General features: G+C 63.2%; 10 protein-coding genes. All 10 read left to right on the forward strand.

All coding sequences use genetic code 11. The features are described 5' to 3' along the window. Window positions 1-132 precede the first annotated feature (132 nt). The 10 genes from gspE (at window position 133) to AC3I65_RS10685 (ending at window position 24,556) form a co-directional block, all read left to right on the forward strand. Window positions 133-1,551: a type II secretion system ATPase GspE gene (gene gspE, locus AC3I65_RS10640; RefSeq protein WP_047228938.1), complete on the forward strand. Its 1,419-nt coding sequence runs from the start codon at window positions 133-135 to the stop codon at window positions 1,549-1,551. Beyond that, complete coding sequence (gspF, locus tag AC3I65_RS10645; RefSeq protein ID WP_076385230.1) at window positions 1,551-2,762, forward strand: type II secretion system inner membrane protein GspF; 1,212 nt, start codon at window positions 1,551-1,553, stop codon at window positions 2,760-2,762. Before gspE ends, gspF begins: the two co-directional genes overlap by 1 nt. Before the next feature lie 530 nt (window positions 2,763-3,292). Then, window positions 3,293-4,480, forward strand: a complete 1,188-nt coding sequence (locus tag AC3I65_RS10650; protein WP_107321674.1) for a substrate-binding domain-containing protein — start codon at window positions 3,293-3,295, stop codon at window positions 4,478-4,480. A 213-nt stretch (window positions 4,481-4,693) separates the two neighbouring features. Continuing rightward, window positions 4,694-17,236 carry a filamentous hemagglutinin family protein gene (locus AC3I65_RS10655; RefSeq protein ID WP_488523707.1) on the forward strand — a complete coding sequence of 4,181 codons (12,543 nt, stop codon included), beginning with the start codon at window positions 4,694-4,696 and terminating at the stop codon, window positions 17,234-17,236. A 358-nt stretch (window positions 17,237-17,594) separates the two neighbouring features. Continuing rightward, entirely contained in the window at window positions 17,595-18,197 is a 603-nt protein-coding gene (locus tag AC3I65_RS10660; RefSeq protein WP_047228943.1) for a transposase, read from the forward strand. A gap of 74 nt (window positions 18,198-18,271) precedes the next feature. Then, window positions 18,272-19,828 (forward strand): ShlB/FhaC/HecB family hemolysin secretion/activation protein, encoded by a 1,557-nt coding sequence (locus AC3I65_RS10665; protein ID WP_372241374.1) that lies wholly within the window; start codon window positions 18,272-18,274, stop codon window positions 19,826-19,828. Between the two features lie 17 nt (window positions 19,829-19,845). Then, complete coding sequence (locus AC3I65_RS10670; protein WP_274091096.1) at window positions 19,846-21,681, forward strand: DUF2341 domain-containing protein; 1,836 nt, start codon at window positions 19,846-19,848, stop codon at window positions 21,679-21,681. A gap of 11 nt (window positions 21,682-21,692) precedes the next feature. Then, window positions 21,693-22,118 carry an ExbD/TolR family protein gene (locus AC3I65_RS10675; RefSeq protein WP_047228946.1) on the forward strand — a complete coding sequence of 142 codons (426 nt, stop codon included), beginning with the start codon at window positions 21,693-21,695 and terminating at the stop codon, window positions 22,116-22,118. A 2-nt stretch (window positions 22,119-22,120) separates the two neighbouring features. Then, a complete protein-coding gene (locus tag AC3I65_RS10680) occupies window positions 22,121-22,825 on the forward strand; it encodes an energy transducer TonB family protein (RefSeq protein ID WP_305468239.1) in 705 nt (234 codons plus the stop codon). A gap of 39 nt (window positions 22,826-22,864) precedes the next feature. Further along, entirely contained in the window at window positions 22,865-24,556 is a 1,692-nt protein-coding gene (locus tag AC3I65_RS10685) for a putative porin (protein WP_047228948.1), read from the forward strand. Window positions 24,557-24,571: the final 15 nt, after the last annotated feature.

Below are 24,571 nucleotides of genomic sequence, written 5' to 3' on the forward strand. Positions count from 1 at the left end.
CAGCCCTGTGGGAGCGAGCCTGCTCGCGATGACGGCGACCCGGTCAATATCCATGCAAGCTGACACACTGCTATCGCGAGCAGGCTCGCTCCCACAAGGTGCGGATGCATCTTATGGACCTGAGGTGTCAGCATGAACACCCTCCCATACGCCTGGGCCAAGGCCCAACGCCTGGTGCTGCGTGAGTCGGATGAAGGCGCGGTGTTGATGGTCTGTCCCTCCACGCCAGGCTGGTCCATCAGTGAAGTGCGCCGCCAGTTCGGCGAGGTGCGGCTGGAGCGGGTGCGTGACGAGGAACTCGACGGGTTGCTCAACACGGCCTACGCCGACACCGGCAGCGCCGCCGCCGTGGTGGGCGCGGCAGAGAATGAGGTGGACCTCGACCGACTGATGCAGGACATTCCCGAGATCACCGACCTGCTGGACACCCAGGACGGCGCGCCGGTGATCCGCATGATCAACGCCTTGCTGACCCAGGCCGCGCGGGATGAGGCCAGCGACATCCACATCGAGCCTTACGAAAGCCATTCGGTGGTGCGCTACCGGGTCGACGGCACCTTGCGTGACGTGGTCTCGCCACGCAAGGCCCTGCATGGCGCGCTGGTGTCGCGGATCAAGATCATGGCCCAGCTCGACATCGCCGAAAAACGCCTGCCCCAGGACGGCCGCATTGCCCTGCGTGTGGCCGGGCGCCCGATTGACATCCGGGTTTCGACGGTGCCCACCGGCCATGGCGAACGAGTGGTGATGCGCCTGCTGGATAAACAGGCCGGGCGCCTGCAACTGGAAACCCTGGGCATGGACCCGGACGTACTGGGCAAACTCGATCACCTGATCCGCCAACCCCACGGCATCGTGCTGGTCACCGGCCCCACCGGCAGCGGCAAGACCACCAGCCTCTACGCCGCCCTGGCTCGGCTCGACGCCAGCGTACACAACATTCTCACGGTGGAAGATCCGGTGGAATACGACCTGCCGGGCATCAGCCAGATTCAGGTCAACGCCAAGATCGACATGACCTTCGCCCTGGCCCTGCGAGCGATTCTGCGCCAGGACCCGGACATCATCATGATCGGCGAAATCCGCGACCTGGAAACCGCACAAATTGCCGTGCAAGCGTCCCTCACCGGTCACCTGGTGTTGGCGACGCTGCACACCAACGACTCTGTGTCGGCCATCAACCGCTTGATTGACATGGGCGTCGAGCCGTTCCTGCTGGCCTCGTCGATGCTCGGCGTACTCGCCCAGCGCCTGGTGCGCAGACTCTGCCCGCAGTGCAAACAAGCTGATCCGGCAACCCCCGGCACCTGGCGCCCGGTGGGCTGTCCGAGCTGTAACCAGACCGGTTACAGCGGTCGCACCGGCATCCATGAATTGTTCTGCATCGACGATGATATCCGCACGCTTATCCACCAGGGGGCAGGGGAGCAGGCGCTGCGTGCGGCCGCCCGCCAGGCCGGCATGTTCAGCATGCGCGAGGACGGTGAACGCTGGGTGCGCAGTGGCGCCACCGCCCCTGAAGAAATCCTGCGCGTGACACGGGACGCCTGATGAATCGCTACCGTTTTGAGGCCGCCGACGCCACCGGCAAGATCGAGGTCGGGCACCTGGAAGCCGACAGCCAGAGTGGCGCCTTCAACCTGCTGCGCAGTCGCGGGCTGACGGCGTTGCAGGTGCAGGTCGAACGCAATACAACGCAAGCCCATGGCGGCGGCCTGTTCAGCGCCAAACTCTCGGACAACGACCTGGCCTGGGCCACCCGGCAACTGGCGAGCCTGCTGGGAGCCAGCCTGCCATTGGAGGCCGCGTTGAGCGCCACGGTGGAACAGGCTGAGCGCAAACACATCGCCCAGACCCTCAGCGCAGTGCGCGCCGATGTGCGCAGCGGCATGCGCCTGGCCGAAGCCCTGGCGGCGCGACCCCGGGACTTTCCGGACATCTACCGGGCACTGATCGCCGCCGGTGAAGAGTCCGGCGACCTCGCCCAGGTGATGGAGCGGCTGGCGGACTACATCGAGGAGCGCAACAACCTGCGGGGCAAGATCCTTACGGCGTTCATCTATCCGGGCGTGGTGGGGCTGGTGTCGATTGCCATCGTGATTTTCCTGCTCAGCTACGTGGTGCCCCAAGTGGTCAGCGCATTCTCCCAGGCCCGCCAGGACCTGCCTGGGTTGACCGTGGCGATGCTGACCGCCAGCGATTTCATCCGCGCCTGGGGCTGGTTGTGTTTTGGCATGCTGGCCGGTGGGTTCTGGGGTTGGCGGCTGTATTTGCGCAACCCGCAGGCGCGGTTGAACTGGCACAGTCGCATCCTGCGCCTGCCGCTGATCGGGCGTTTCGTGCTGGGCCTCAACACCGCGCGTTTTGCCTCGACCCTGGCGATTCTCGGCGGCGCCGGGGTGCCCTTGCTGCGAGCCCTGGAGGCGGCGCGCCAGACCCTGTCCAACGACCGCCTGAGCCTGAGCGTCAGCGATGCCACGGCCAAGGTCCGCGAAGGGGTCAACCTGGCGGCGGCGTTGCGGGTGGAAAAAGTCTTCCCGCCGGTGCTGATCCACCTGATTGCCAGCGGCGAAAAAACCGGCTGCCTGCCGCCAATGCTCGAACGCGCCGCACAAACCCTGTCCCGCGACATCGAACGCCGGGCCATGGGCATGACTGCGCTGTTGGAGCCGCTGATGATCGTGGTCATGGGCGGTGTGGTGCTGGTGATCGTCATGGCGGTTTTGCTGCCGATTATCGAGATCAATCAGTTGGTTCAATAAGCGCACGCAATCCGTGGTGAACATTGATTTTGTGGCGAGGGGATTTATCCCCGTTGGGCTGCGCGGCAGCCCCAATCAGATTGAATGCAACCAGCCTGACACACCGAGGTGTCTGGTTTGGGGCTGCTTCGCAGCCCAGCGGGGATAAATCCCCTCGCCACAACAGCAGAGACCCGTCAGTTATTTTTGCAGTGCCGCAACACCTCCCGACCCTCGCCAACACCAAACTCGGGTTCCTCGTTCTGTCATCTTCCATCGTCAGACAACCACCCGCCGCCATCTCCACGCCCACCCTGCGCAACACCGTCACAAAACCTGTCTGAAACCCCAACCCAGAGCCCTCGAACACCCGAGGAAAAACCCCAAAAAACAGCCTCCAGCTCCCGAGGTTTTTTCCTTTATCTGTCACCGGAAACTGCGAGTTTCTAACCCATGGCCTCACCCCATCGCCATCGGCACAGGACCGAGCGCCATGACGGCAAGCACGCGTCACCCAACCTACGTACGAACACGATGAAAGGAGATTCTTCATGTTTAAGCGCAACGTTCTCGCGGTATCCCTGACCCTCGCCGGCCTCTGCGCCGCTCAGGCCGCCATGGCTGATGTCAACGGTGGTGGCGCTACCTTGCCTCAGCCGCTGTACCAGACTTCCGGCGTCCTGACTGCCGGTTTCGCCCCTTACATTGGCGTGGGCAGCGGTGCTGGCAAGGCCGCTTTCCTGAACAACGATTACACCCGTTTCGTGCCTGGTGACACCAGCAAGAACGTGCACTGGGCGGGCAGCGATTCGAAGCTCACCCAGGCTGAGTTGAACGCCTACGTCACCAACCACGGCACCGCCTGGGGCCCATTGATCCAGGTGCCTTCGGTCGCCACTTCGGTTGCCATTCCTTTCAACAAGACCGGCACCGCCAACGTTGACCTCAGCGTCGCTCAGCTGTGCGGCGTATTCGCCGGCACGCTGACTGACTGGAACCAAATCACCGGTTCCGGCCGTTCCGGCCCGATCACTGTGACTTATCGTGCTGAGAGCAGCGGTACTACCGAACTGTTCACCCGCTTTCTGAACGCCAAGTGCCCTACAGCTGTACCCGCTGTGCCCGGCACTTTCGCCATCACCACCAACTTCGCCTCCAGCTATAGCCTTGGTCTGCCAGCCGGCGCCGTAGCCGCCACTGGTAGCCAAGCTGTGATGGATGCGGTGAATGCTGCCCAAGGTCGCATCACCTACATGAGCCCGGATTACGCCGCCACCACCTTGGCCGGCCTGGACGACGCCACCAAGGTCGCTCGCGTTGCCGGTGTTTCCCCAGCCCCGGCCAACGTGTCGGCCGCAATCGCAGCTGTCACCGTGCCTGCTGCCGCCAACCGCGCTAACCCGAACGCCTGGGTACCGGTATTCGCTGCAACCACCAACCCTAGCGATCCAAGCGTTGTGGCTTACCCAACCACCGGCTACCCGATCCTGGGCTTCACTAACGTGATCTTCAGCCAGTGCTACGCCGATGCCACCCAAACCACGCAAGTGCGTGACTTCTTCACTCGCCATTACAACGCCACTGCTGCCAGCAGCAACGACGCGGCTATCACCGCCAACCGTTTCGTGCCGCTGCCAGGCGCCTGGAAGTCCGCGATCCGCGGCAGCTTCCTGACCGCCTCTAACGCTCTGAGCATCGGCAACACCAACGTCTGTAATGGCGTCGGTCGTCCGTTGTAAGCCTACGCTTGAGCGACCCGCAACACCCGATCAGCAACGGCGCAAGCCGTTGCTGATTTTTGCGTAATACCGGCGCCAACACAGCCACATGAAATTTTCATGACAACCGTTCGGTCCCGAGCGGTTGTAACCGCCTATCCCCTATAACCAACGCTGGCAGCCTGACAGCACGGCGTTGTGACCCCTTAGAGCGAACCCGAAAGGATGAGTAGGATGCTGCGCTGCAAACCCCAGACGAACCTGAATGCCCCCCGTCGCGATGGCGAGTTGTCGATGTTGCGGCTCAAGCCGCTGGCCCAGGCCATTGCCCTGCTGATGGTGGCCGGCAATGCCCACGCGGCGACGGCGTTCAGTTCGGCCTGGTTTGCCGCCAAGGGCGCGTCTCAGGCCGGTGGCGCGGGGCGACCTACGACCGCGCAGCCAGGCATGCCGCCACCCCTGGCGCAACAGCAACGGGCCAATGCGCAGTTGCAGCGTTCGCTGACCAACCTCAACAACACCGTGGCCGCCATCGCGGCCCAGCAGGCGGCCCAGGCTGCGGGGCGGCAAGCCGCATTCGGGCAGGTGCAGACCGTGCCCGACGGTTTGGGCGAGGGCGGGCTCAAGGTCGATAACAGCCTGACCCAGGGCTGGCTCAACGCCAAGGGACCGCAGCAGACCCAGGTCGGCGGCAAGACCACGGTGAAGATCGAGCAGACCGCCGACAAGGCGATTCTCAACTGGGAAACCTTCAACGTCGGCCGCAATACCACAGTGGATTTCCAGCAGCAGTCGGACTGGGCCGTGCTCAACCGGGTCAACGACCCTCAAGCGCGACCGAGCCAGATCCAGGGCCAGATCAAGGGCAACGGCACGGTGATGCTGGTCAACCGCAACGGCATCATTTTCAGCGGCAGCAGCCAGGTCAACGTGCGCAACCTGGCGGCGGTGGCGGCCAACGTCAGCGACGAGCAGTTCAGCCAGCGCGGCTTGTACGTCGATGCCACTGGCACCCAGCCGACCTTCACTGACGCCGCCGGCAAGATCGAAGTGCAGCGCGGTGCGCGGATCGAGACCCACCGCGCCGCCACCTCCACCGCCGGGGGCGGCTATGCCTTGCTGCTGGGCTCGGAAGTGGAGAACGCCGGTTCCATCATCACCGCCAAGGGCCAGACCACCCTGGCAGCGGGCGACAGTTTTTATATTCGCCGGGGTCAGGGCACCAGCGGTAACCCGCGTTCCACCACCCGTGGCAACGAGGTCGCGACGTCCCTCAAGCCGGGCAGCAGCGCCGGCACGGTGATCAACAGCGGCCTGATCCAGGCCAGCACCGGCGACATCACCCTCACCGGGCACAATGTGCAGCAGAATGGCGTGGCGGTGGCGAGCAGTTCGGTGGACACCCGCGGCACCGTGCACTTGCTCAACGCCTTCAGCGACAGCACCGGCAGCGTCACCCTGGGGCAGGGCAGTGCCACGGCGGTGCTGCTTGACGCCGGCGGCGGCAGTGCCCTGGACAGCCAATACAATGCCGGGCCCGCCGGCCTGGACGGTACGCCGAACAACCTGATCACCGGTCGGTTCAACAACCTCAGCAGCGTGGTCGACCGCACCGACCAGTCGCGGGTCGAGATCGTCAGTGGCGGCAGCGTCGACTTCCAGAACGGCTCCATCACCCTGGCCACCGGCGGTCAGGTCGCGGTCAGCGCCGCCGGTCGCAGCCTGGTGCGCGATGGTGCGGTGATCGACGTGTCCGGCGCCATCGGCGTCAAGGTGGCGATGGAGTCCAACTCCATCAAGGTCAACGTACAGGGCAACGAACAGCGTGACGCACCGGTCAACCGCGAGGGCGGCAAGTTGACCAACAACGATGTCTGGGTGGACGTGCGTGATTTGATCTACGTGCCGGCGGGCACCAACGGTTATGCCACCGACCGTTGGTACACGGCGGGTGGGCTGCTGGAAGTCGGCGGCTACCTGGGCACACGGGGTCACAGCATGGGTGAATGGGCCGCCCAAGGTGGCACGCTGACGTTCACCGGCAACGACGTGGTGACCCAGCAGGCGGCGCAGTTGAACCTGTCCGGCGGTACCCTGGATGTGCAGAGCGGCTACCTGCGGCAGTCCTGGCTCAGGGGCCCCAATGGGCGCTTGTATGAATTGTCCAAGGCGCCGGGGGACATCCTCTACAGCGGCATCTACAAGGGTTACGAAGACCACAGCCAACGCTGGGGCCAGACCGATTACTACTACAACCCACTGATCGCCCCCCGCGAGCGCTTTGAGGCCGGCTACACCGTTGGCCGCGATGCCGGCAAGCTGGTGGTGTCGACCCGCAACGCGGTGCTGGAAGGCCAGATCGTCGGCGAGGTCTACCAGGGCGAACGCCAGAACCAGGCACCGAACCTCAACCTCGACGGTTACCAGCAATCGCAAAACGCCGTGGCCCGGCGGGCTCAGTTGCTGGTTGGCAGTTACACGCCGATCTACGACAAGGCCAGCGGTGTGATCAACAGTGGCCTGAACCCTACCTTCGATCAGGTCACCGTCGGCGAGGTCAACGACAAGATTGCTGCGGGCCTTGACCTGACCTCGGTGGTCGGCACTGATCGGCAAGGCAAGTTGGTGCTGGACAATGAGCTGCTCAATGGCTTCCAACTCGGCGCGGTCAAGGTGGCAGCGGCGCAAGGCATCAAAGTCGACGGCGCGCTCAACGTGGCCGATGGCGGTGATATCACGCTTTACGCGCCGCAGGTGGAAGTGAACGCCGACCTGACGGCCCGCAGCGGTCGCATTGCCCTGGGTAACGTGCTTAAACAGGTCAGAACCGATAATTTCCAGATGGTAGACGTCGTGCTTTCGCCTGCCACCGGTCAGCGTGCAGCGGTCACGTTGGGCGAAGGCGTGACGTTGAACACCGCTGGGCGGTGGAGCAATTTGCTGCTCGACGGCAACGACCGTGAAGGTCTGCCGTTCATCAATGGCGGTACGGTGTCTGTGCGCAGCAGTGGCGATATCGATGTGCGCCAGGGCAGCCTGATCGACGTCAGCTCCGGTGCTGCGGTCATGGCCGATGGCAAGACCCGCGGTGGCAAGGGCGGTGACTTGACCCTGACCGCCAGTACCGGCGCGTCGTCCGGTAACGGCGCCTTGAACCTGGACGGTGAACTGCGCGGCACCGGGGTGAGCGGTGGCGGGACCTTGAAGCTGGCGGCCAACAAAGTGCTGATCGGCAACAGTGGCTCGCCACTGGAACCGGGAACGTTGCAACTGGACGGCGACTTTTTCGACAAGGGTTTCTCGGCCTATGACATCACCGGCAACGAAGGCCTGACGGTGGCCGATGGGACCCGGGTCGATGTGACGATGCCGGTGTACCGTTTCGGCGAGCAGGCGTTGACTACCGGCAGCAACGCAGAGCCGGCTGATGCCTTGCAGCGCTGGACGCCGGAGCTGTATCAGGAAGATGCGATCAAAGGTGTTCTCACCCAGCGCCACGGCGCGAGCCTGAGCCTCACTGCCGGTACCGCGAACTCCAGCGCGGCAGACATGGCCAGCACGGTATTGAACATCGGGCGTGGAAGCGTGATCAGCGTCGATCCGGGACAAGGCATCGACTTGCGCAGCATCGGTCAACTGACCGTCAACGGCACCCTCAACGCCTGGGGCGGACGAGTCAGTCTCACCGAACTGAGCGTCAGCAACCCAGTTCGCAACCCGGTCAATGCCCAAGGCCATGGACGCTCCATCTGGTTAGGCGAGCAAGCATTGATCGATGTCTCCAGTCGGGCCGTGACTGCCCAAGACATGCGCGGCCAGACCTATGGCCTGGTGCATGACGGCGGCGAGATTGTCATTGGTGGTCAGATTGATGTCGCGAAAGGATCGGCTTCGGCGCCGGAATTGTTCGTGGTGATGCGCGAGGGGGCACGCCTGCAAGCGGATGGCAGCCAGGCAATGCTGGATGTTCCTGGCCAGGGACGCACATCGGTGACGAGCAACGGTGGCAGTATTTCCCTGGCGTCGGCCAATGGTCTGTACCTGGACGGCGAATTCAGCGCCCGTTCCGGTGGCACGGGGGCCGCAGGGGGCAGTTTGTCGGTGGCGCTGGAGACACCGTATTACCTGAAAAGCGCGGTCAATGACCGGGTCTTGCAGGTGCGTGAACTGGTGCTGGGACAAACCGCCCAGGCGAGCCCGCTAAGCGACACCGCCAAGGCCTCGGCGGATTCGTTGATCTATGGTCATGGGCGTTTGGGTGTGGACCAGGTCCAGGCGGGCGGCTTCGACAGCCTGTCTCTGCTGAGTAACGGCATTATTAGTATCCGTGGCGACGTGTCGTTGTCCCTCGGCCAAAGCCTGAGCCTATATGCGCGTAGCTTCGGGTTGAGCACAGCCGCGCCAGCCGACACCCGTGTTCAACTTAATGCAGCTCATTTGCTGCTGGCGGGGCCGGCGGCCAGTCTACCGAATATGGATTCCTATACCCGACCGCTGATCGAAGGCGACGTATCGCCACTTGCGAACAAGGCGGTGCTTTCCGTCAACGCCGACTTGTTGGATGTACAGGGCAATGTGAGATTCAGCAGCAAAGGCACGCTGAGACAGGCCAATGGCACCACGGTCGAGTTGGAGCGCGCCGGGTTCGACCTGGTCCAGTTAAGCAGCCGTGGTGATTTGCGCTTCCTGGCGGGATTCTCCGGCGAAGGATTGCCTACGGGCTTTAGCACGCAATTAATGACTCCTTCGGACATGATCCTGCAAGCGGCGCAACTGTATCCGGCGACCGGGGTCGGGGCTCGGGTATTGGCGGGGTATAGCTTGAGTGGCACCTCTGCCTACGACCCGGCGCGCAGCTTGGTCATCGGGCGGACTACCCAGGTGACGCCTCAGGTACCTTATTCGGCATTCGGTCACTTACAACTGGGCAGTGCGAATATCGAGCAGGGGGGGGTGGTTCGGGCCCCGCTGGGGTTGATTGAGGTCGGCACCAACGACGGCACTAGCATCACTAGCCAAGTGGACTTGCTGCCGAACAGCCTCACTTCAGTCAGTGGCCTCGGTCTGGTTCTGCCTTACGGCGGTACCGTCGATGGTCAGAGTTATGAGTACGCGGGCAAGAAGGTGGTGCTTCTGGGGCAAGGGGCCATCTCCTATGGCAACGGGGATCTGAATATTGGTGTGATTCTGGGCGGAAAGTCTGTTGCGGCCCAGGAAGGCTCGGTACTCGATCTTTCGGGTGGCGGTGATCTGCTGGGTGCCGGTTTCATTTCCGGCCGTGGCGGCTCCACCGACGCGCGCTTCAACCCGCTGGTGCAAATCGGTGCCAACGGCGGCTTTACTTTACCGGGCCTGTCCAGCAACCCGGTCTACGCCATTGTGCCGGGCAACCAGAGTGCATACGCACCAGTGGCGCCCGAGGGCGGCGCAGTGGACCCCAGGATCGGACAACAAATCACCATTGGCGCCGGTGTACCGGGGCTGGCCGCCGGTACCTATACGCTGATGCCGTCCACCTATGCCTTGCTGCCGGGGGCGTTCCGGGTCGAGGTCAACGGTCTGGCGGGTCAGGGTTCCACGGCGGGTGCGTTGCAGATGCGCAACGGCTCCTGGGCCACCGCCGGGGTGCTGTCGGTGGTCAATACCGGGCAGCGCAACAGTCTGTCCAGCCAGGTCATCCTGACTTCGGGCGATGTGCTGCGTCGCTATTCGCAGTACAACGAAACCAGCTACGCCCAGTTCGCTGTAGCCGATGCCGCACGCCTGGGCGTGCCACGAGCCCTGTTGCCGGTGGACGCCAAGACTTTGAAGTTGAAACTCGCGCCAGGAGCGGGAGATCAGGCGTTCTCCTTTAAAGGCATCGGCAAGTTCGCGCCTCAGAAAGGTGGCTACGGCGGTACCGTCACGGTGGTTGGAGGTAATGGGGCGTTGGAGGTCGTTGCCGATGGGCGCGGGGCCACGGCCGGCTTCGAGGGCGTGACCCTCAATGCCGAAAGCCTGAATGCCTTGAATGCATCGCGTCAGGTTATTGGCGGGCAGTTCTTGACGCTCTATGGTCAGAGCGGAAACTACATCACGCCCTCGAGCAGTGGAGGTAGAACCTCGTCCAGAGTGATCTTGCGTGAAGGCGCTACGTTGGCGGCACCGGAGGTTTTCCTGCTGGCCAGCAGCGAGGTGTCGATGGAACAAGGCGCCGCCATCAATACCATTGGTCGTGGCGCGGCTGCCTACGATGCCCATGACGGTTTTATCTATGACCTCAATGTGAGTGGTCAGAACTTGCTGGCCGCCTCCAACGGCTTGCTCAACGTGTTGGCACCCTCATCGGGCAGCAGCGGCTCCATCAACATCGGCGGCTGCAGCCTGACGCCATGCAGCGGCGTCACCCGAATTCATTCCGAGGGCGGCATCGTCGCCGCCACCGGAGGGAGCCTGGAATTGGACGACAAGGTGCGCTACGGCACCCGTCACCTGACCCTGGCCCTGAGCAATATCAACGTCGGCACCGCCCCGGCATTGAGCGACGCAGCGGCGCGTCAGGTCTTGCCGGCCGGTCTGACCCTGAGCCAGACGGTACTCGATCGCCTGTTGCGCGGGGACACCGAATACGGCGCCCCGGCCCTGGAAACCCTCGAACTGTCGGCCAGTCAGGCGCTGAATTTCTACGGCACCGTCAGCCTGGACACCTATGACCCGACAACAGGCAAGTCGCGCCTGAATAACCTGATGCTCAGCACCCCGGCCATTTATGGCGCCGGCAGCGTCAACGACGTGGCGACCATCCGCACCGCCAACCTGATCTGGAACGGCGCCGTTGGCGCGCCGGGTTCGGTGATTGCCGGTGGGGCCGGCACCGGTGCCGGTCGCCTGGACATCCAGGCTCAGCGCATCGAATTCGGCTATGGCGATTTCGCCCAACCGAGCTCGATCACTACCCTGGACCGTCTTGCACTGGGCTTCGCCAACGTCAACCTTAGCGCCAGCGAACGCCTGACCGCCAACCACAAAGGCAGCCTGGCGGTGTATCAACGCCAGGGCGCCTATGACGCGAAAACGGGCTACGCCTACAGCGGCGGCAACCTGAATATCCTCACCCCGTTGCTGACCGGTGAAGCCGGCTCGGTCAACCGCATCACCGCAGGCGGCGCGGTCAACGTAGCGGGTACAAGCGCTAAGCCGGGCACTGTCTCCGGGCTTGGGGGCGAGTTGTCCATCAAAGGCGCGAGCCTGAACCTTGCCAGCGCGGTGATGCTGCCCAGCGGCAAGCTGACCCTGAGCGCAACGGATGACCTGACCCTGGCCGATGGGGCACTGATCGACGTGGCGGGCCGCACCGTCACCTTCAACGATGTGACACGCTACAGCGCCGGAGGCGAGGTGATCCTGCAAAGCCAGAGCGGCAACATCCGCCAGGCTGCTGGTTCCAGCATCGAGCTTTCGGCGCGCAACAACCAGGCTGGCCGGCTCAGTGCGGTGGCCCTGGACGGCGCGGCCGGTGTGGTCGATTTGCAAGGGCGGATTCTCGGCAGCAGCACCGGCGAATATGACGCCGGCGGCACAGCCATGCCGTACCTGGCCGGTGGCGTGGAGATCCAGGCCCAGCGCCTGGGCGGTAGCGGTAACCTCAGCGAGCAGTTCGCGGCCTTGAACCAACGGTTGAATGACGGACAGCTGTTCGGTTCCCGCAGCTTCCAGCTCAAACAGGGCGACCTGGTGATCGGCAACGAACTCAAGGCCTCGTCCATTGACGTGTCCCTGGACAATGGCAGCCTGCTGGTCAACGGCAAGGTGGACGCCAGCGGCGAGCGGGTCGGCAGCATCCGGCTCGCGGCCGGGCGCTCCCTGACCCTGGGCCGCAACGCGGTGCTTGACGCCCACGGTAATCGTCTGCGGGTGGACAGCTACGGCAAGATCATCGATTCGCCGAACCGTGCCATCGTTGACCTGACTTCCCGCAACGGCGTGCTGACCCTGGCCGACGGTGCACGCATCGATCTGCGTCATGGCACTGCGGCGCTCGCCGGGCAGCACGACGGCCGTGCCCGTGGCACGCTGGAACTCAATGCACGCCGCGCCGGCTCGACCCCGACCCAGGGCGACATTGCCATCGATGCACGCGGTGGCCTGGATATCCAGGGCGCCCGGTCCATCGCGGTCAACGGTATGTGGCAGTACAACGATGCAGAGTTTGGCAGCGATCCGGCAGCCAGCGGACGCCCTTATCAGGTCATCGACCAGGCGTACCTGGATGGCAAGCACCAGGACAGTATTGCCTTCATCAACGCGGCGCTGGCCAACGGCGATTTGATGCAACGTAAACTCGCCGGTCTGAACAACGCTCGATATGCCGATGCGTTCCACCTACGGCCCGGTGTGGAGATCGTCAGCGCGACGGCCGACGGTGATCTGGTGGTGCGGGGTGACCTGGACCTGTCCGGTTATCGCTACGCCAGTGTGAATCCGCATACTCGTAAAACCGCCGTGTACGGCTCCGGTGAGTCGGGTGCGCTGACGCTGCGCGCCGGGGGTGACCTGAACATCTATGGCAGCATCACCGACGGATTCGCCCAACCGCCCGCGACCAACGACGACAAGGGCTGGGTGCTGTTGCCGGGCATTGATTTCGCGGCGGGTGATATTGTCGTGCCCGGTACCGGTGTGACCCTGGCGGATGGCACGGCGTTTCCAGCGGGCTCGGTGCTCAACTTCGACGTACCCCTTAAGGGCGCGACCCTGGCGGCGGGAACACGCCTGCCGGTGGCGGCGACGCTTGATCAGCCACTGGTGCTGCCGGCGGGCACGGTGCTGGCTGCGGCGGTGCATGACGCCTCGGGTAATCTGTTGTTCGCCGCTGGCACTTTGTTGGCTTCGACCCAGACCCTGGAGGCGGGCACGGTGCTGGGGGTAGGCAGCCTGCTGGGCAGCGGCGCAACAATACGCAGCCTGATCTGGCCAAAAGGCGTTGCCTTGCCAGGCATTGCGGGCGCGAGCAACGGCTTGACCAATGTGCTGCGTCTCAGCGGGGCCCTGGCGCTGAGTGTGGGTTCGAAAATTCCTTCAGGTACCGACATCAAGTTGCCGGCCGGTGTCGAGTCGGTGCAGTTGCGTCCGGAAGTGGCGGGGAGCAACTGGGCCATTGCGCCGATGCTGGCCGAGGGTTCGCAGTCCTGGTCGTTGCGCCTGGTGGCCGGCGCCGATACGCAGGCGGCGGACAGCCGGGTTGTGCAGCCTGTGTTGGCGGGTGGAGATCTTCATTTGGCTGATAGTCACTACGGCATGTTTGGCAAGGCCGGGGCGGGGGGGCTGGTGTGGACCGAAGAGGGGGCGGAAAATTTCGGAGATCCGAGCCTGGCAGGTAAATTCATTGATTTTGAGAACGTTGCCTATCCAGGGATGTGTGAGGATACCCCGTCGTTTTGCAAGGCCAGTAGCGGCTTTGTCTGGACGGAGGAAGGGGCGGAAAACTTCGGGGTTCCAGACCTCGTGGGTCAACCGATTGATTTCGAAAACCTTGCCTATCCTGGAATGTGTGACGACACCCCGTCGTTTTGCACCGCTGTTGGGCAAACGGAATACAAGGCAGGCAGCCAACGTTGGAGTGTGATCCGCACCGGAGCGGCAGACCTTGAGCTGCTGTCGGCGGGCGATCTGAAAATGGATTCTCTGTACGGCGTCTACACCGCCGGCAGTTCAGCCAGCGAGACTTATGCCAACGACCCGTACAATCAGCCCAAGGCGCTGGGGGCGGCGGGCAAGGTGCTCAATGATGCACTAGGTGAAAACGAGCAGTTCGTGGATGGTGGTAGCAACAGTCTTTATCGTGCCTGGTACCCGGACTTTGGCGGCAACCTGAGCTTGAAGGTTGGCGGCAATCTGACCGGTAATAGCCTGGACGTATCGAGTACGGATAGGGGGCGGCCCAATGGGGGAGACGTTGGTTACGATACGGTCAACGTCGGCAATTGGCTGTGGCGTCAGGGCAATGGCTCAGTCGCAACCGGCACGCAGGCACAACCCACCGCTTGGTGGATCAATTTTGGCAGTTACACCGCCGCGAAGGACGGCAAGGCTGATTTGATGGTCGGGTTTACGGGGTTCGGTACTCTAGGCGGCGGTAACCTGAATGTTCAGGTGGCCGGCGATGCGGGGGTGCTCGATCAAATGGCAGGGAGTGGTCTTGTGCCGATCAGCAACAGCCGCAGCCAAGGACTGGTTCTTGCCGTGGGCAGCACCGGGCGTGTGGGCGCTGATGACAGTCTGCAATTGACCGGTGGTGGTGATCTTGATCTGCGTGTGGGTGGTGCTTTGAATCCCGAGAGCCTGTTCGTGAACGGGCATCTCAATGGCGCGGTCATCAACCTGCGGGGGCATGCGCAGATCGATAGCGGTGCCATCGGTCGAATCGACCTGCGCTATGGCAACGTTGCTTCGGTACAGTCTCCCGGAGAAACACGCGCTTATGACTCTTTCAGAGCTACGCGAAGCTTGCCAACAGGCGGGCTGACCCTGATGCCGGGCGATGCCACGTTCAATCTGAGCACTTCGGGCGACTTGGTAGTGATGGACGTAGCAGACCCGGGCCGGGCGCCGATGATGAGCGTTTCGCCCTTCAAAAGTGGTGCGACCAACGGATCGGGTGTCAGCTGGTTTACGTTGTGGACCGCCAACACGGCGATCGACTTGTGGTCGTCGGGAGGTAACCTGACGCCTTTCGTTAGCGCGACGGCCACGGATTTAGCCGTGGTCTACCCGTCGATCCTGAGGGCTGTGGCGGCCAATGGCAGTCTTTATTATGGCCAATCCTCGGTATGGGATGGAACCGGCTACAACGGCAACGATCGTCCAGCCCTGCTGCTCGCTCCTGGCATCAACAGTGAGTTGCAATTCATGGCCGGCGATTCCATCTACGGTGGCGATATGTCGGTCAGTCGTTCCGGTGCATCGTCTGCGGCCCTGGCGACACCGTTGCGCCCAGCCTTTGCCGGGCTCGTAAATGGCAGTGTGGTGGTCAGCAATCTCTCCGCTGATGCCAATCGTGTGCCTCCCAGCGCGGATACTTTACCGTTGATTACCTTCGATACCAGCAGCGCCTCCAACGAGTGGGCCGGCAACACGGATCCTGCTCGCTTTTATGCGCTCACAGGCGATTTGCTGGCAGTCGCGAGTGGACGAGCGATGAGGTACACCTCTGAGAACGATGGCCGATTCGGACAGATTTCCTTCGAAGGTATGGGGGCCGTTTGGATGAAGGCCGGACGAGACATTGTAAGCAGCGGTATACCGCTGGGCGGCTCGCTGACCAGCGACTTCTACCTGGGGAACTACACCAGCACCGGCAACCTCTTCATCCACAACAACTCCACCGACATCTCCATCGTCTCGGCCGGGCGCGACATCCTTTACAGCAACTTCAACGTCGCCGGTCCCGGCCTGCTGGAGATCACCGCCGGGCGCAATCTGCGGATGGACGACAAGGTCAGCATCAACAGTATCGGCGCTGTGGTGCCGGGGGATTCGCGCCCTGGCGCAAGCCTGGTGCTGCAAGCCGGCGCGGGACTCAACGGCGCGGATTACCAGCGCTTCGTCAAGGCGTACCTGGACCCGGCCAACCAGGCTTTGGCCGGTGTGCCCCTGGCGAACCAGGACGGTAAAGTCGCCAAGACCTACGAGGCGGAACTGGTGGATTGGCTCAAGGAACGCTTCGGCTTCAGCGGCGACACCGAGCAGGCCCGCAACTACTTCGCGGCGCTGCCGGCCGAGCAGCAGCGGGTGTTTGCCCGCGACGTGTACTTCGCCGAGCTCAAGGCCGGTGGCCGTGAGTACAACGAAGTGGGCGGCGTGCGCCAGGGCAGCTACCTGCGCGGGCGGGAGGCTATCGACTTGTTGTTCCCAAGCAAGGATGTGGCGGGTAACGCGATCACCTACAAGGGCGATATCACGATGTTCGGTGGGGCGGGGGTGCACACCGATTTCGGCGGTGGCATCCAGATGCTCACGCCGGGCGGCGGGCAGACGTTCGGCATCGAAGGCAACGCACCACCGTCCACCGCCGGGGTCATTACCCAGGGCGAGGGCGATATCCAGTTGTATGCGCAGAACAGCATCCTGCTGGGGCAGAGCCGGATCATGACCACTTTCGGCGGTTCGATTCTCGGCTGGTCGGCCCAGGGCGATATCAACGCCGGTCGCGGTTCGAAGACCACCGTGGTCTACACGCCGCCCAAGCGCTTGTATGACAGCTGGGGTAACGTGACGTTGTCGCCGTCGGTGCCAAGCACCGGCGCCGGTATCGCCACGCTCAACCCGATTGCCGAAGTGGCGCCGGGCGACATCGACCTGATCGCGCCCTTGGGCACCATCGATGCGGGCGAGGCGGGGATCCGGGTGTCGGGCAACGTCAACATCGCGGCATTGACCGTGGTGAACGCGGCCAACATCCAGACCCAGGGCAAATCCTCCGGTGTGCCACTGGCGGCCACGGTTAACACCGGGGCCATCACCTCGGCCAGTTCGGCGGCGTCCTCGGCGACACAAGCGGCGGAAGACGTGGCGCGCCAGCAGCAGAACGCGGCGCGACAAAACCAGGCGTCGGTGTTCACCGTGCAGGTGGTGAGCTTCGGCTCCGAGCAACTGGCCCCGTCCCGCGACGGTGCCAGCCGCGACACGCCACGGGCCTACGACCCGGCCAGCCCGGTGCAAGTGCTGGGAGCCGGCCCCCTGGATGAACAGACCCGGCAGCGCTTGACCGAGGAGGAGCGGGGGCGGTTGAGTTTGTAGCGATCGGCTGGCACCGAGGCGCCGGCATCGCGAGCAGGCTCGCTCCCACAAGGAATCTGCGGTGAACACTACTCTTGTGATCACTCAAGACCCTGTGGGAGCGAGCCTGCTCGCGATGGCGGCGATACCTTCAACGCCACAGCAACTGATCTTTCGCGTTCGCGAGCAACCCCGCTCCTGCGGAGCAATAGGGCAAGGCCCGCAATCCGCCTCCATCCGTCTCATCGGAAATGAAGCTTTCATGACAAAAGTTCGGTAGCACATCGCCATTCCCGTCAAGCCTGTGTGACGTGTTCGAGGGGACCTGCAAGGTCGTTTGGAACCGGGGCAGGCAGCCGGGAGTGAGGCGATGGGAACTATGGAACGTTATTCGAAAGTGGGCATGCAGGAGCTTGACCAGCGGTTGTCGAAGATCGTCGAGGCGGCGCGCAAGCAGCCGGTCTCGGTGTATCGCTACGGCGCACCGTGGGTCTGGATCGTTTCCCAGGATGACTGGCAGGGCGCACTCAAGGAAGTGTCCAGCTACATCCCGCAGGGCCATTCACTGGTGTTGCTGCGTCCGCAAATCGACGACCTGCTGGACGACCACCGCGACGTGCTGCAAGGCCTCACCGCAAGCGCCGAGATGCTGATCGCACCGCAGACCGTCATGCACATCCTTTTACTGCAACTGCTCTATTCGGTGCCCAGCGAGCAGCAACTCTACGAACAACTCAATTACAACCTGCTGTTCCGTTGGTTCGTCGGCCTGGACCTGAACCAGAAGGTCTGGCGCTTCGACGTTTTGAGCAAAGACCTCGCCACGCTGTTGGGCGATGCGCGGGCGGTGAGGCTCATCCAGAAAATAATCGGTGAAGTGTTCTGCGGTGCCTTGCTGCAAATGCCGGAGTTCTCCTTGAATTTCGCGCTGCTGCACACCTGGCTGGCGCGGCACGCCACGACATCGACTGCAAGCAATTGAGCGGTACTTTGAATTCAGGGGGTGGTGTGGAGCATTTCTTCAAATCGCGGCCAGCGCTGTGGGGCTGGTTGGTGTTGACGGTCGGGGGGCCGTCGGCGTTCGCCGCGCAAGCGCAGCAGGAAGTCGAATCGGCCCCGGCTCGCCTGGTGGACGTGAACGAGTATTTCGTGCGTGGCAACACCGTGCTCGATGCCCGGGCCATCGAGGAGGCGGTGTACCCGTTCCTCGGCCCGCAAAAGGCCTTGAGCGATATCGAAGGTGCCCGGGAGGCGCTGCAGAAGGCCTATCAGGCGCGCGGTTATCAATCGGTGTTCGTCGAGTTGCCGGAGCAGAAAGTCGAAGACGGCATCGTCTACCTGCAGGTCAGCGAGACCAAAGTCGGCCGAGTCCGCGTGGTGGGTGCCAAGCATTATTCGCCCGTGGAGATCCGCGAGGACGTGCCCGCGCTCAAGGAAGGCGAGGTGCCCGATTTCGCCCAGGTCCAGACCGAGTTGGCGCAGTTGAACAAGACCCCGGGGCGCCAGGTCATGCCGTTGGTGCGCGAGGGCCAGCGGCCCGGCACCATGGATGTGGACTTGCAGGTCGAGGATCAGAACCCGTGGCAAGCCAGCCTGGGGCTCAATAACGATTACAGCGCCGACACCGAGAAGCTGCGCACAGTCGCCAGCCTGGGCTACAACAACCTTTGGCAATTGGGTCACAGCCTCTCGCTGACCTTCTTCACCGCGCCCCAGGACACCGAAAACGCCAAGGTCTGGTCGGGCTCCTATACCGCACCGCTGGACGAGCACTGGAGTGTGCAGTTCTCCGGTTACCAGTCCGACAGCAACGTGGCGACCATCGGCGGCAGCAACGTCTTGGGCAGGGGCCATTCGTACGGTGTCTCGGCGATCTACACCTTGGCGTCCAGCGCCGCCTGGGCCAATACGTTTTCCATTGGCGTGGATTTCAAAGACTTTGAGGAAGAGCTGAATCTGGGCGGCGCCAGCGACAAAGTACCGCTCAAGTACGCGCCGTTCACCTTCGCCTACAACGGCTTTCGCTACACCGAAAACAGCCAGTTGGGCCTTGGCCTGAGCCTGGTGGCGGGCACCCGCAGCCTGCTGGGCTATGGCAGTTCCGACGAAGACTTCGACTACAAGCGCTACCGCGCCAGCCCCAGTTTTGCCGTGCTCAAGGGTGACGGCAATTACACCTTCACCTTCGCCAACGACTGGCAGACCGCGTCCAAAGCCGCGTTCCAGCTGGCGTCCGGGCCGCTGGTTTCCAACGAACAATTCTCTGCCGGTGGCGCGACATCGGTTCGCGGTTATCTGGCCGCCGAGCGTACCGGGGATGACGGCTACCTGCTGTCCCAGGAGTTGCGTACACCTTCCATTGCCAAGTTCCTCGGCAGTTATGTCCAGGAGTGGCGGTTCTACGCCTTCGCCGAAGGCGCGCAGTTGTACTTGCGCGACGAACTGCCCGATCAGGACGCGGATTACAGCCTGGCCAGTGTCGGCCTCGGCACTCGCGCGAGCCTGAGCAAATGGCTGTCCGGCAGCCTCGATTGGGGCTACCCGCTGCTCGAAGGGCCGAACACCTCGAAACAGGAATCGCGCCTGCATTTCAACCTGCAAGCGACGTTTTGAACCTAGGAGTCATGTCCATGCAACGCTTATTGTTATCCCTGTTTATCTGCCTGGGGCTGGTGCTTCCAGCCACGGCCAATGCTTGGTGGCAGGACGACTGGCACTACCGCAAACAGATTTCCGTGGACACCACGCCCCAAGGCGCGGCGATCAGCCAGGCCCTGGGCCGCACCGCATTGCTGGTACGCCTGCACACCGGCAACTTCACCTTCGACGGTGTCAAGGATGATGGCTCGGACCTGCGTTTTGTCAGTGCCGATGACAAGACCGTGCTCAATCACCAGATCGAAAGCTTCGACCCGTTGATGGGGATGGCCTTGATCTGGGTCGATGTACCGAACGTGGAGGGTGGCCAGCGTCAGGATCTGTGGATGTACTACGGCAACCAGAAGGCGCCGGCCACCGGCAGCGGCCAATTGACCTTCGACCCGGATTACACCGCTCTTTACCACTTCGATGGCACCACCGGTGTACCGCCCCGGGATGCCACGGCGTATGGCAACAATGCCCAGGGTGCCGCTGGAACCAGCATCGATGGCGTGATCGGTCGTGCCTTGCAATTCAACGGTCAGCCGCTGCTGTTGCCGGCCAGCCCTTCATTGCAGCACAGCGCCGGCGCGGCGTTCACATTCAGCGCCTGGCTGCGCCAGGATCAGGCCAGCGGTGAGCAGGTGATCCTGGCCCGCCGTGAGGCCGCCGCCAGCCTGTTGGTGGGGGTGAACCAGGGTGTGCCATTCCTGGACATTGACGGTCAGCGTGCCGTCTCGACTCAACCGTTGAACCCCGGCCAATGGCAACACCTGGCGTTGACCGCCTCGGGCGACCGGGTCGTGCTGTACGTCAACGGTCGTGAAACCGCGAGCCTGGCGGTGGCGATGCCGGCGTTCAATTCGCCGATCGCCCTGGGAGCCGATCTTTCTACGGGGCTTGCCTCCGACCCTTCAACTGATCTTCCCACCGGGGCTTTCGTGCCGTTCAGCGGTGCCATGGACGAGGTGCGGCTGTCCAAGGTCGCCCGTGCGGCGCCGCTGCTGTTGGCTGATGCCAATGCCCAGGGCGCCGAATCAAAACTGGTGGCCTACGGGGTCGATGAAGAGCAGTCCGGTTTCGGTTTCGGCAGCCTGGGTTTCCTGCTCAACGCTGTGCCGCTGGACGCCTGGGTGATCATCGCGGTGCTGGTGCTGATGATGTTCCAGTCGTGGGTCATCATGATCCGCAAGAACCGCATGGTCAGCCGCCTCAGTGCCGCCAACGAAGCCTTCCGTGAGCAGTTCGCCACGATCGGCACGCGCCTGGAAATGTTCGCCGACGATCAGGACCTCGCCCAGCGCCTGCAACATTCGTCCCTGTGGCGGTTGTACCTGGTGGCGGTCAAGGAGATCCGCACCCGTCGCGAGCAGGGCGCCGATACCTCGTCGGTGTCGGCCGCAACCATCGAAGCGATCCGCTGCTCCATGGACGGTGTGCGCACCCGGGAAAACCAGCAACTGAGCTCGAAACTCTCGACCCTCTCCAACGCCATCGCCGGCGGGCCGTACATCGGCCTGCTCGGCACGGTGCTGGGGATCATGGTGGTGTTCCTCGGCACAGCCATGGCCGGTGACGTGAACATCAACGCCATTGCCCCGGGCATGGCCGCGGCCTTGCTCGCCACTGCCATGGGCTTGTTCGTCGCGATCCCTGCGCTGTTTGGCTACAACCGGCTGATCACCCGCAACAAAGAAGTCAGCGCCGACATGCGGGTGTTCGTCGACGAGTTCATCACGCGCCTGGCGGAGATGCACGGCGAAGGTCAGTCCGGTGAAGCGGCGCATCGCCGTGACCATCACGTTCAATCGCCCGTACCGGCCTGAGGAGCGCAGTCATGGCTAGCGTAAACGCTTCACACGATGACGACGATGACGCCGCAGTGGACAGCATCAACATCACGCCGTTGGTGGACGTGCTCATGGTGGTGTTGGTGATGTTCATCCTCACCGCTACGGCGCAGGTGTCGGGTATTCAGATCAACCTGCCCAAGGCCAGCGCCTCGGTGTCGTTGTCCGAAGCCAAGACCAAGGCCATTTCGGTGAACGACGGCGGGCAGGTGTTCCTTGATGCCTACCCGGTGACCCTGGGCGAGCTGGAGGAGCGTCTGCGTATCGAAAAAGCCCAGAGCCCGGATTTTCCGGTGATCGTGCGCGGCGACGCCACGGTGCAGTACCAGAAAGTCATCGAAGTGCTGGATCTGTTGCGGCGCCTGGAACTGTCACAGGTCGGTCTCGTGACCGGCAAACCGAGCCAGGGCTGACCATGACCGCCAAACTTCCCATCAACCCGCCCCCGGTGAAGAACGCGCCGCTGCGCCTGTTCAAGTGGGCCGCCGCCCTGGTGCTGGGTGGCGTGGTGGCCTGGCTGCTGTGGCAATGGGCCAACGACATGAGTGGCGTGCGCCGTGAAGCGCCAAAGGTGCCAACCATTATTCCGCTGCCACCGCCGCCCCCGCCGCCGCCGGAAAAACCCAAGGAACCGGAGCCCCAGGTCGAGGAGAAAGTGCTCGAGCCAGAACCGACCCCGGAACCCGAGGAGATCAAGCCCGAAGAAGAAGCGCCGCCGTCACCGGTGGATGACCTGGAGAACCCCATGCAAATGGACGGTGATGCCCAGGCCGGCAACGACGCGTTCAACATCGGTGCGGGCAAGGGCGGTGGCATGGCCGGGGCTGGAGGTGGACGGCTGGGTAACGGCACCTACAGCCAGTTCCTGGCGTTCACCTTCCAGCGCCTGCTTCGGGAAAACCCCGAGCTGCGCAGCCTGGCCTTCTCACTGCAGGCCGACGTCTGGCTGAGCGCCGTGGGCGAGATCACCCGGGTCGAGCTGGTCAAGTCCAGCGGCAACGGGCAAGTGGATGAACAAGTCATCACCGCCTTGCGCACCGCTCCCCCTCTGAGTGAACGGCCACCGGCCTCCCTGACTTTGCCCGTGCGCCTGTCCTTGCAGGGACGGCGTCCGGGTTAACCGAATATTTGAAAGTTTGCCAACAGGAGTTGTGTGCAGATGATTTCCAATGTGAATCGATTGTCTTGGGCAATCGGCCTGGTTGTATTGAGCCTGGCCGGGCACGCGGCGGCCGCCCCGGCGCCGTCGGAAAACGCCACGATCAATCTGATCCGCCTGCTGGTACAGCAGGGCGTGTTGAAGCAGGACCAGGCCGATGGCCTGATCGCCCAGGCCGAACGGGAAGCCGTGCAGGCCCGTCAGGCGGCCACGGCGGTCGTCGCAACGCCGGCTGGCGCACCGGGGGATGTGCGGGTGCAATACGTGCCAAACATCGTGCGCGAGCAGATCCGCGATCAGGTCAAGGCTGAAGTGATGGCCACCGCCAAGCAGGAAAACTGGGCCCAGCCCAACACCTTTCCGGATTGGGTCTCGCGGATCAGTTTTGATGGCGACATTCGTCTGCGCGATGAGTCGCGCTACTACTCGGGTACCAACAGCAACGAAATCGTCGACTTCGCCCGGCTCAATGACCGAGGACCGTACGACGTCAACCCTAACAGCAGCTCCAGTCTGCCGCCGTTGCTCAATACGCGCGAAGACCGGGAAAACCTGTTCCGCCTGCGCGCACGTCTGGGCATGAAGGCGGTGATCGCTCCGCAATGGACCGCCGGCATTCGCATCGGCACCGGCTCGGACAACAACCCGGTGTCCACCACCCAGACCCTGGGCGGCGGTTTCGGCAAGAAGGACATCTGGCTCGACCAGGGTTACCTGACCTGGAAACCCTCGGACGACTTGACCCTGACCGGCGGGCGAATCGCCAATCCGTTTTACTCCACCGACCTGTTGTATTCCGGTGACCTGAACTTCGACGGCGTGGCGGCGATTTTCAACCGCAAGCTCAATCAGGACTGGGGCCTGTTCGGCACCGTCGGTGCGTTCCCGGTGGAGTACACCAACGACACCAGCACCAGCAACGGTTCCGACAAAGAGGAGAGCGACAACAAGTGGTTGTACGGGGCGCAGCTGGGGGCCAATTGGGCGATCAACGACAGCAACCGCGTCAAGGGCGCGCTGGCCTATTACCGCTTCGACGATATCGAAGGCCAGCGCTCCTCGCCATGCGAGCCGTGGGCCGGTGACCCGGGTTGCGACAGCGATGGCTCGCGCGTGGCGTTCATGCAGAAGGGCAACACGGTGTTCCTGCTGCGGGACATCACACCCAATCCTCTCAACCCGTCCACCACCCCACAGCCGCAGTATGTCGGCCTGGCCTCGGAGTTCAACCTGCTGGACCTGAATCTGCAGTGGGACACCGATCTGCCGCAAGACCTGAAACTGCGCAGCCAGGCCAACTACGTGCATAACCTGGGCTACGACGAAGGCGAGATGCGCAAGCGCTCCGAAGGGCAGTTCGCCAACAACCTGGACGAAAACGGTGAGGTGGAAAGCGGCGCCAACGCCTGGATGCTCCAGTTCACCTTGGGCAACTCACTGGAACTCAAGCGCCAGGGCGACTGGAACCTGTTCGCCGGCTACAAGTACATCCAGCCGGATGCCTTGCCGGACGGTTTCAACGATTCGTCGTTTCACCTGGGTGGCACCAATGCCAAAGGTTACTTCCTGGGCGGCAACTACGGTCTGGCGAGCAACGTCTTCGCCACCGGTCGCTGGCTGAGTTCCGAAGCGGTGTACGGCGCGCCGTATGACATCGATGTCTTGCAGCTTGAAATCAACACGCGCTTCTAAGCGCAGGGAGGCCTC

Source organism: Pseudomonas sp. N-1-13 (assembly GCF_057787095.1).

Bases quoted from the DNA above. Each gene is read 5' to 3' on its own strand.
- gspE (WP_047228938.1), top strand. From the start codon at position 133: ATGAACACCCTCCCATACGCCTGGGCCAAGGCCCAACGCCTGGTGCTG.
- gspF (WP_076385230.1), top strand. From the start codon at position 1,551: ATGAATCGCTACCGTTTTGAGGCCGCCGACGCCACCGGCAAGATCGAG.
- AC3I65_RS10650 (WP_107321674.1), top strand. From the start codon at position 3,293: ATGTTTAAGCGCAACGTTCTCGCGGTATCCCTGACCCTCGCCGGCCTC.
- AC3I65_RS10655 (WP_488523707.1), top strand. From the start codon at position 4,694: ATGCTGCGCTGCAAACCCCAGACGAACCTGAATGCCCCCCGTCGCGAT.
- AC3I65_RS10660 (WP_047228943.1), top strand. From the start codon at position 17,595: ATGGAACGTTATTCGAAAGTGGGCATGCAGGAGCTTGACCAGCGGTTG.
- AC3I65_RS10670 (WP_274091096.1), top strand. From the start codon at position 19,846: ATGCAACGCTTATTGTTATCCCTGTTTATCTGCCTGGGGCTGGTGCTT.
- AC3I65_RS10675 (WP_047228946.1), top strand. From the start codon at position 21,693: ATGGCTAGCGTAAACGCTTCACACGATGACGACGATGACGCCGCAGTG.
- AC3I65_RS10680 (WP_305468239.1), top strand. From the start codon at position 22,121: ATGACCGCCAAACTTCCCATCAACCCGCCCCCGGTGAAGAACGCGCCG.
- AC3I65_RS10685 (WP_047228948.1), top strand. From the start codon at position 22,865: ATGATTTCCAATGTGAATCGATTGTCTTGGGCAATCGGCCTGGTTGTA.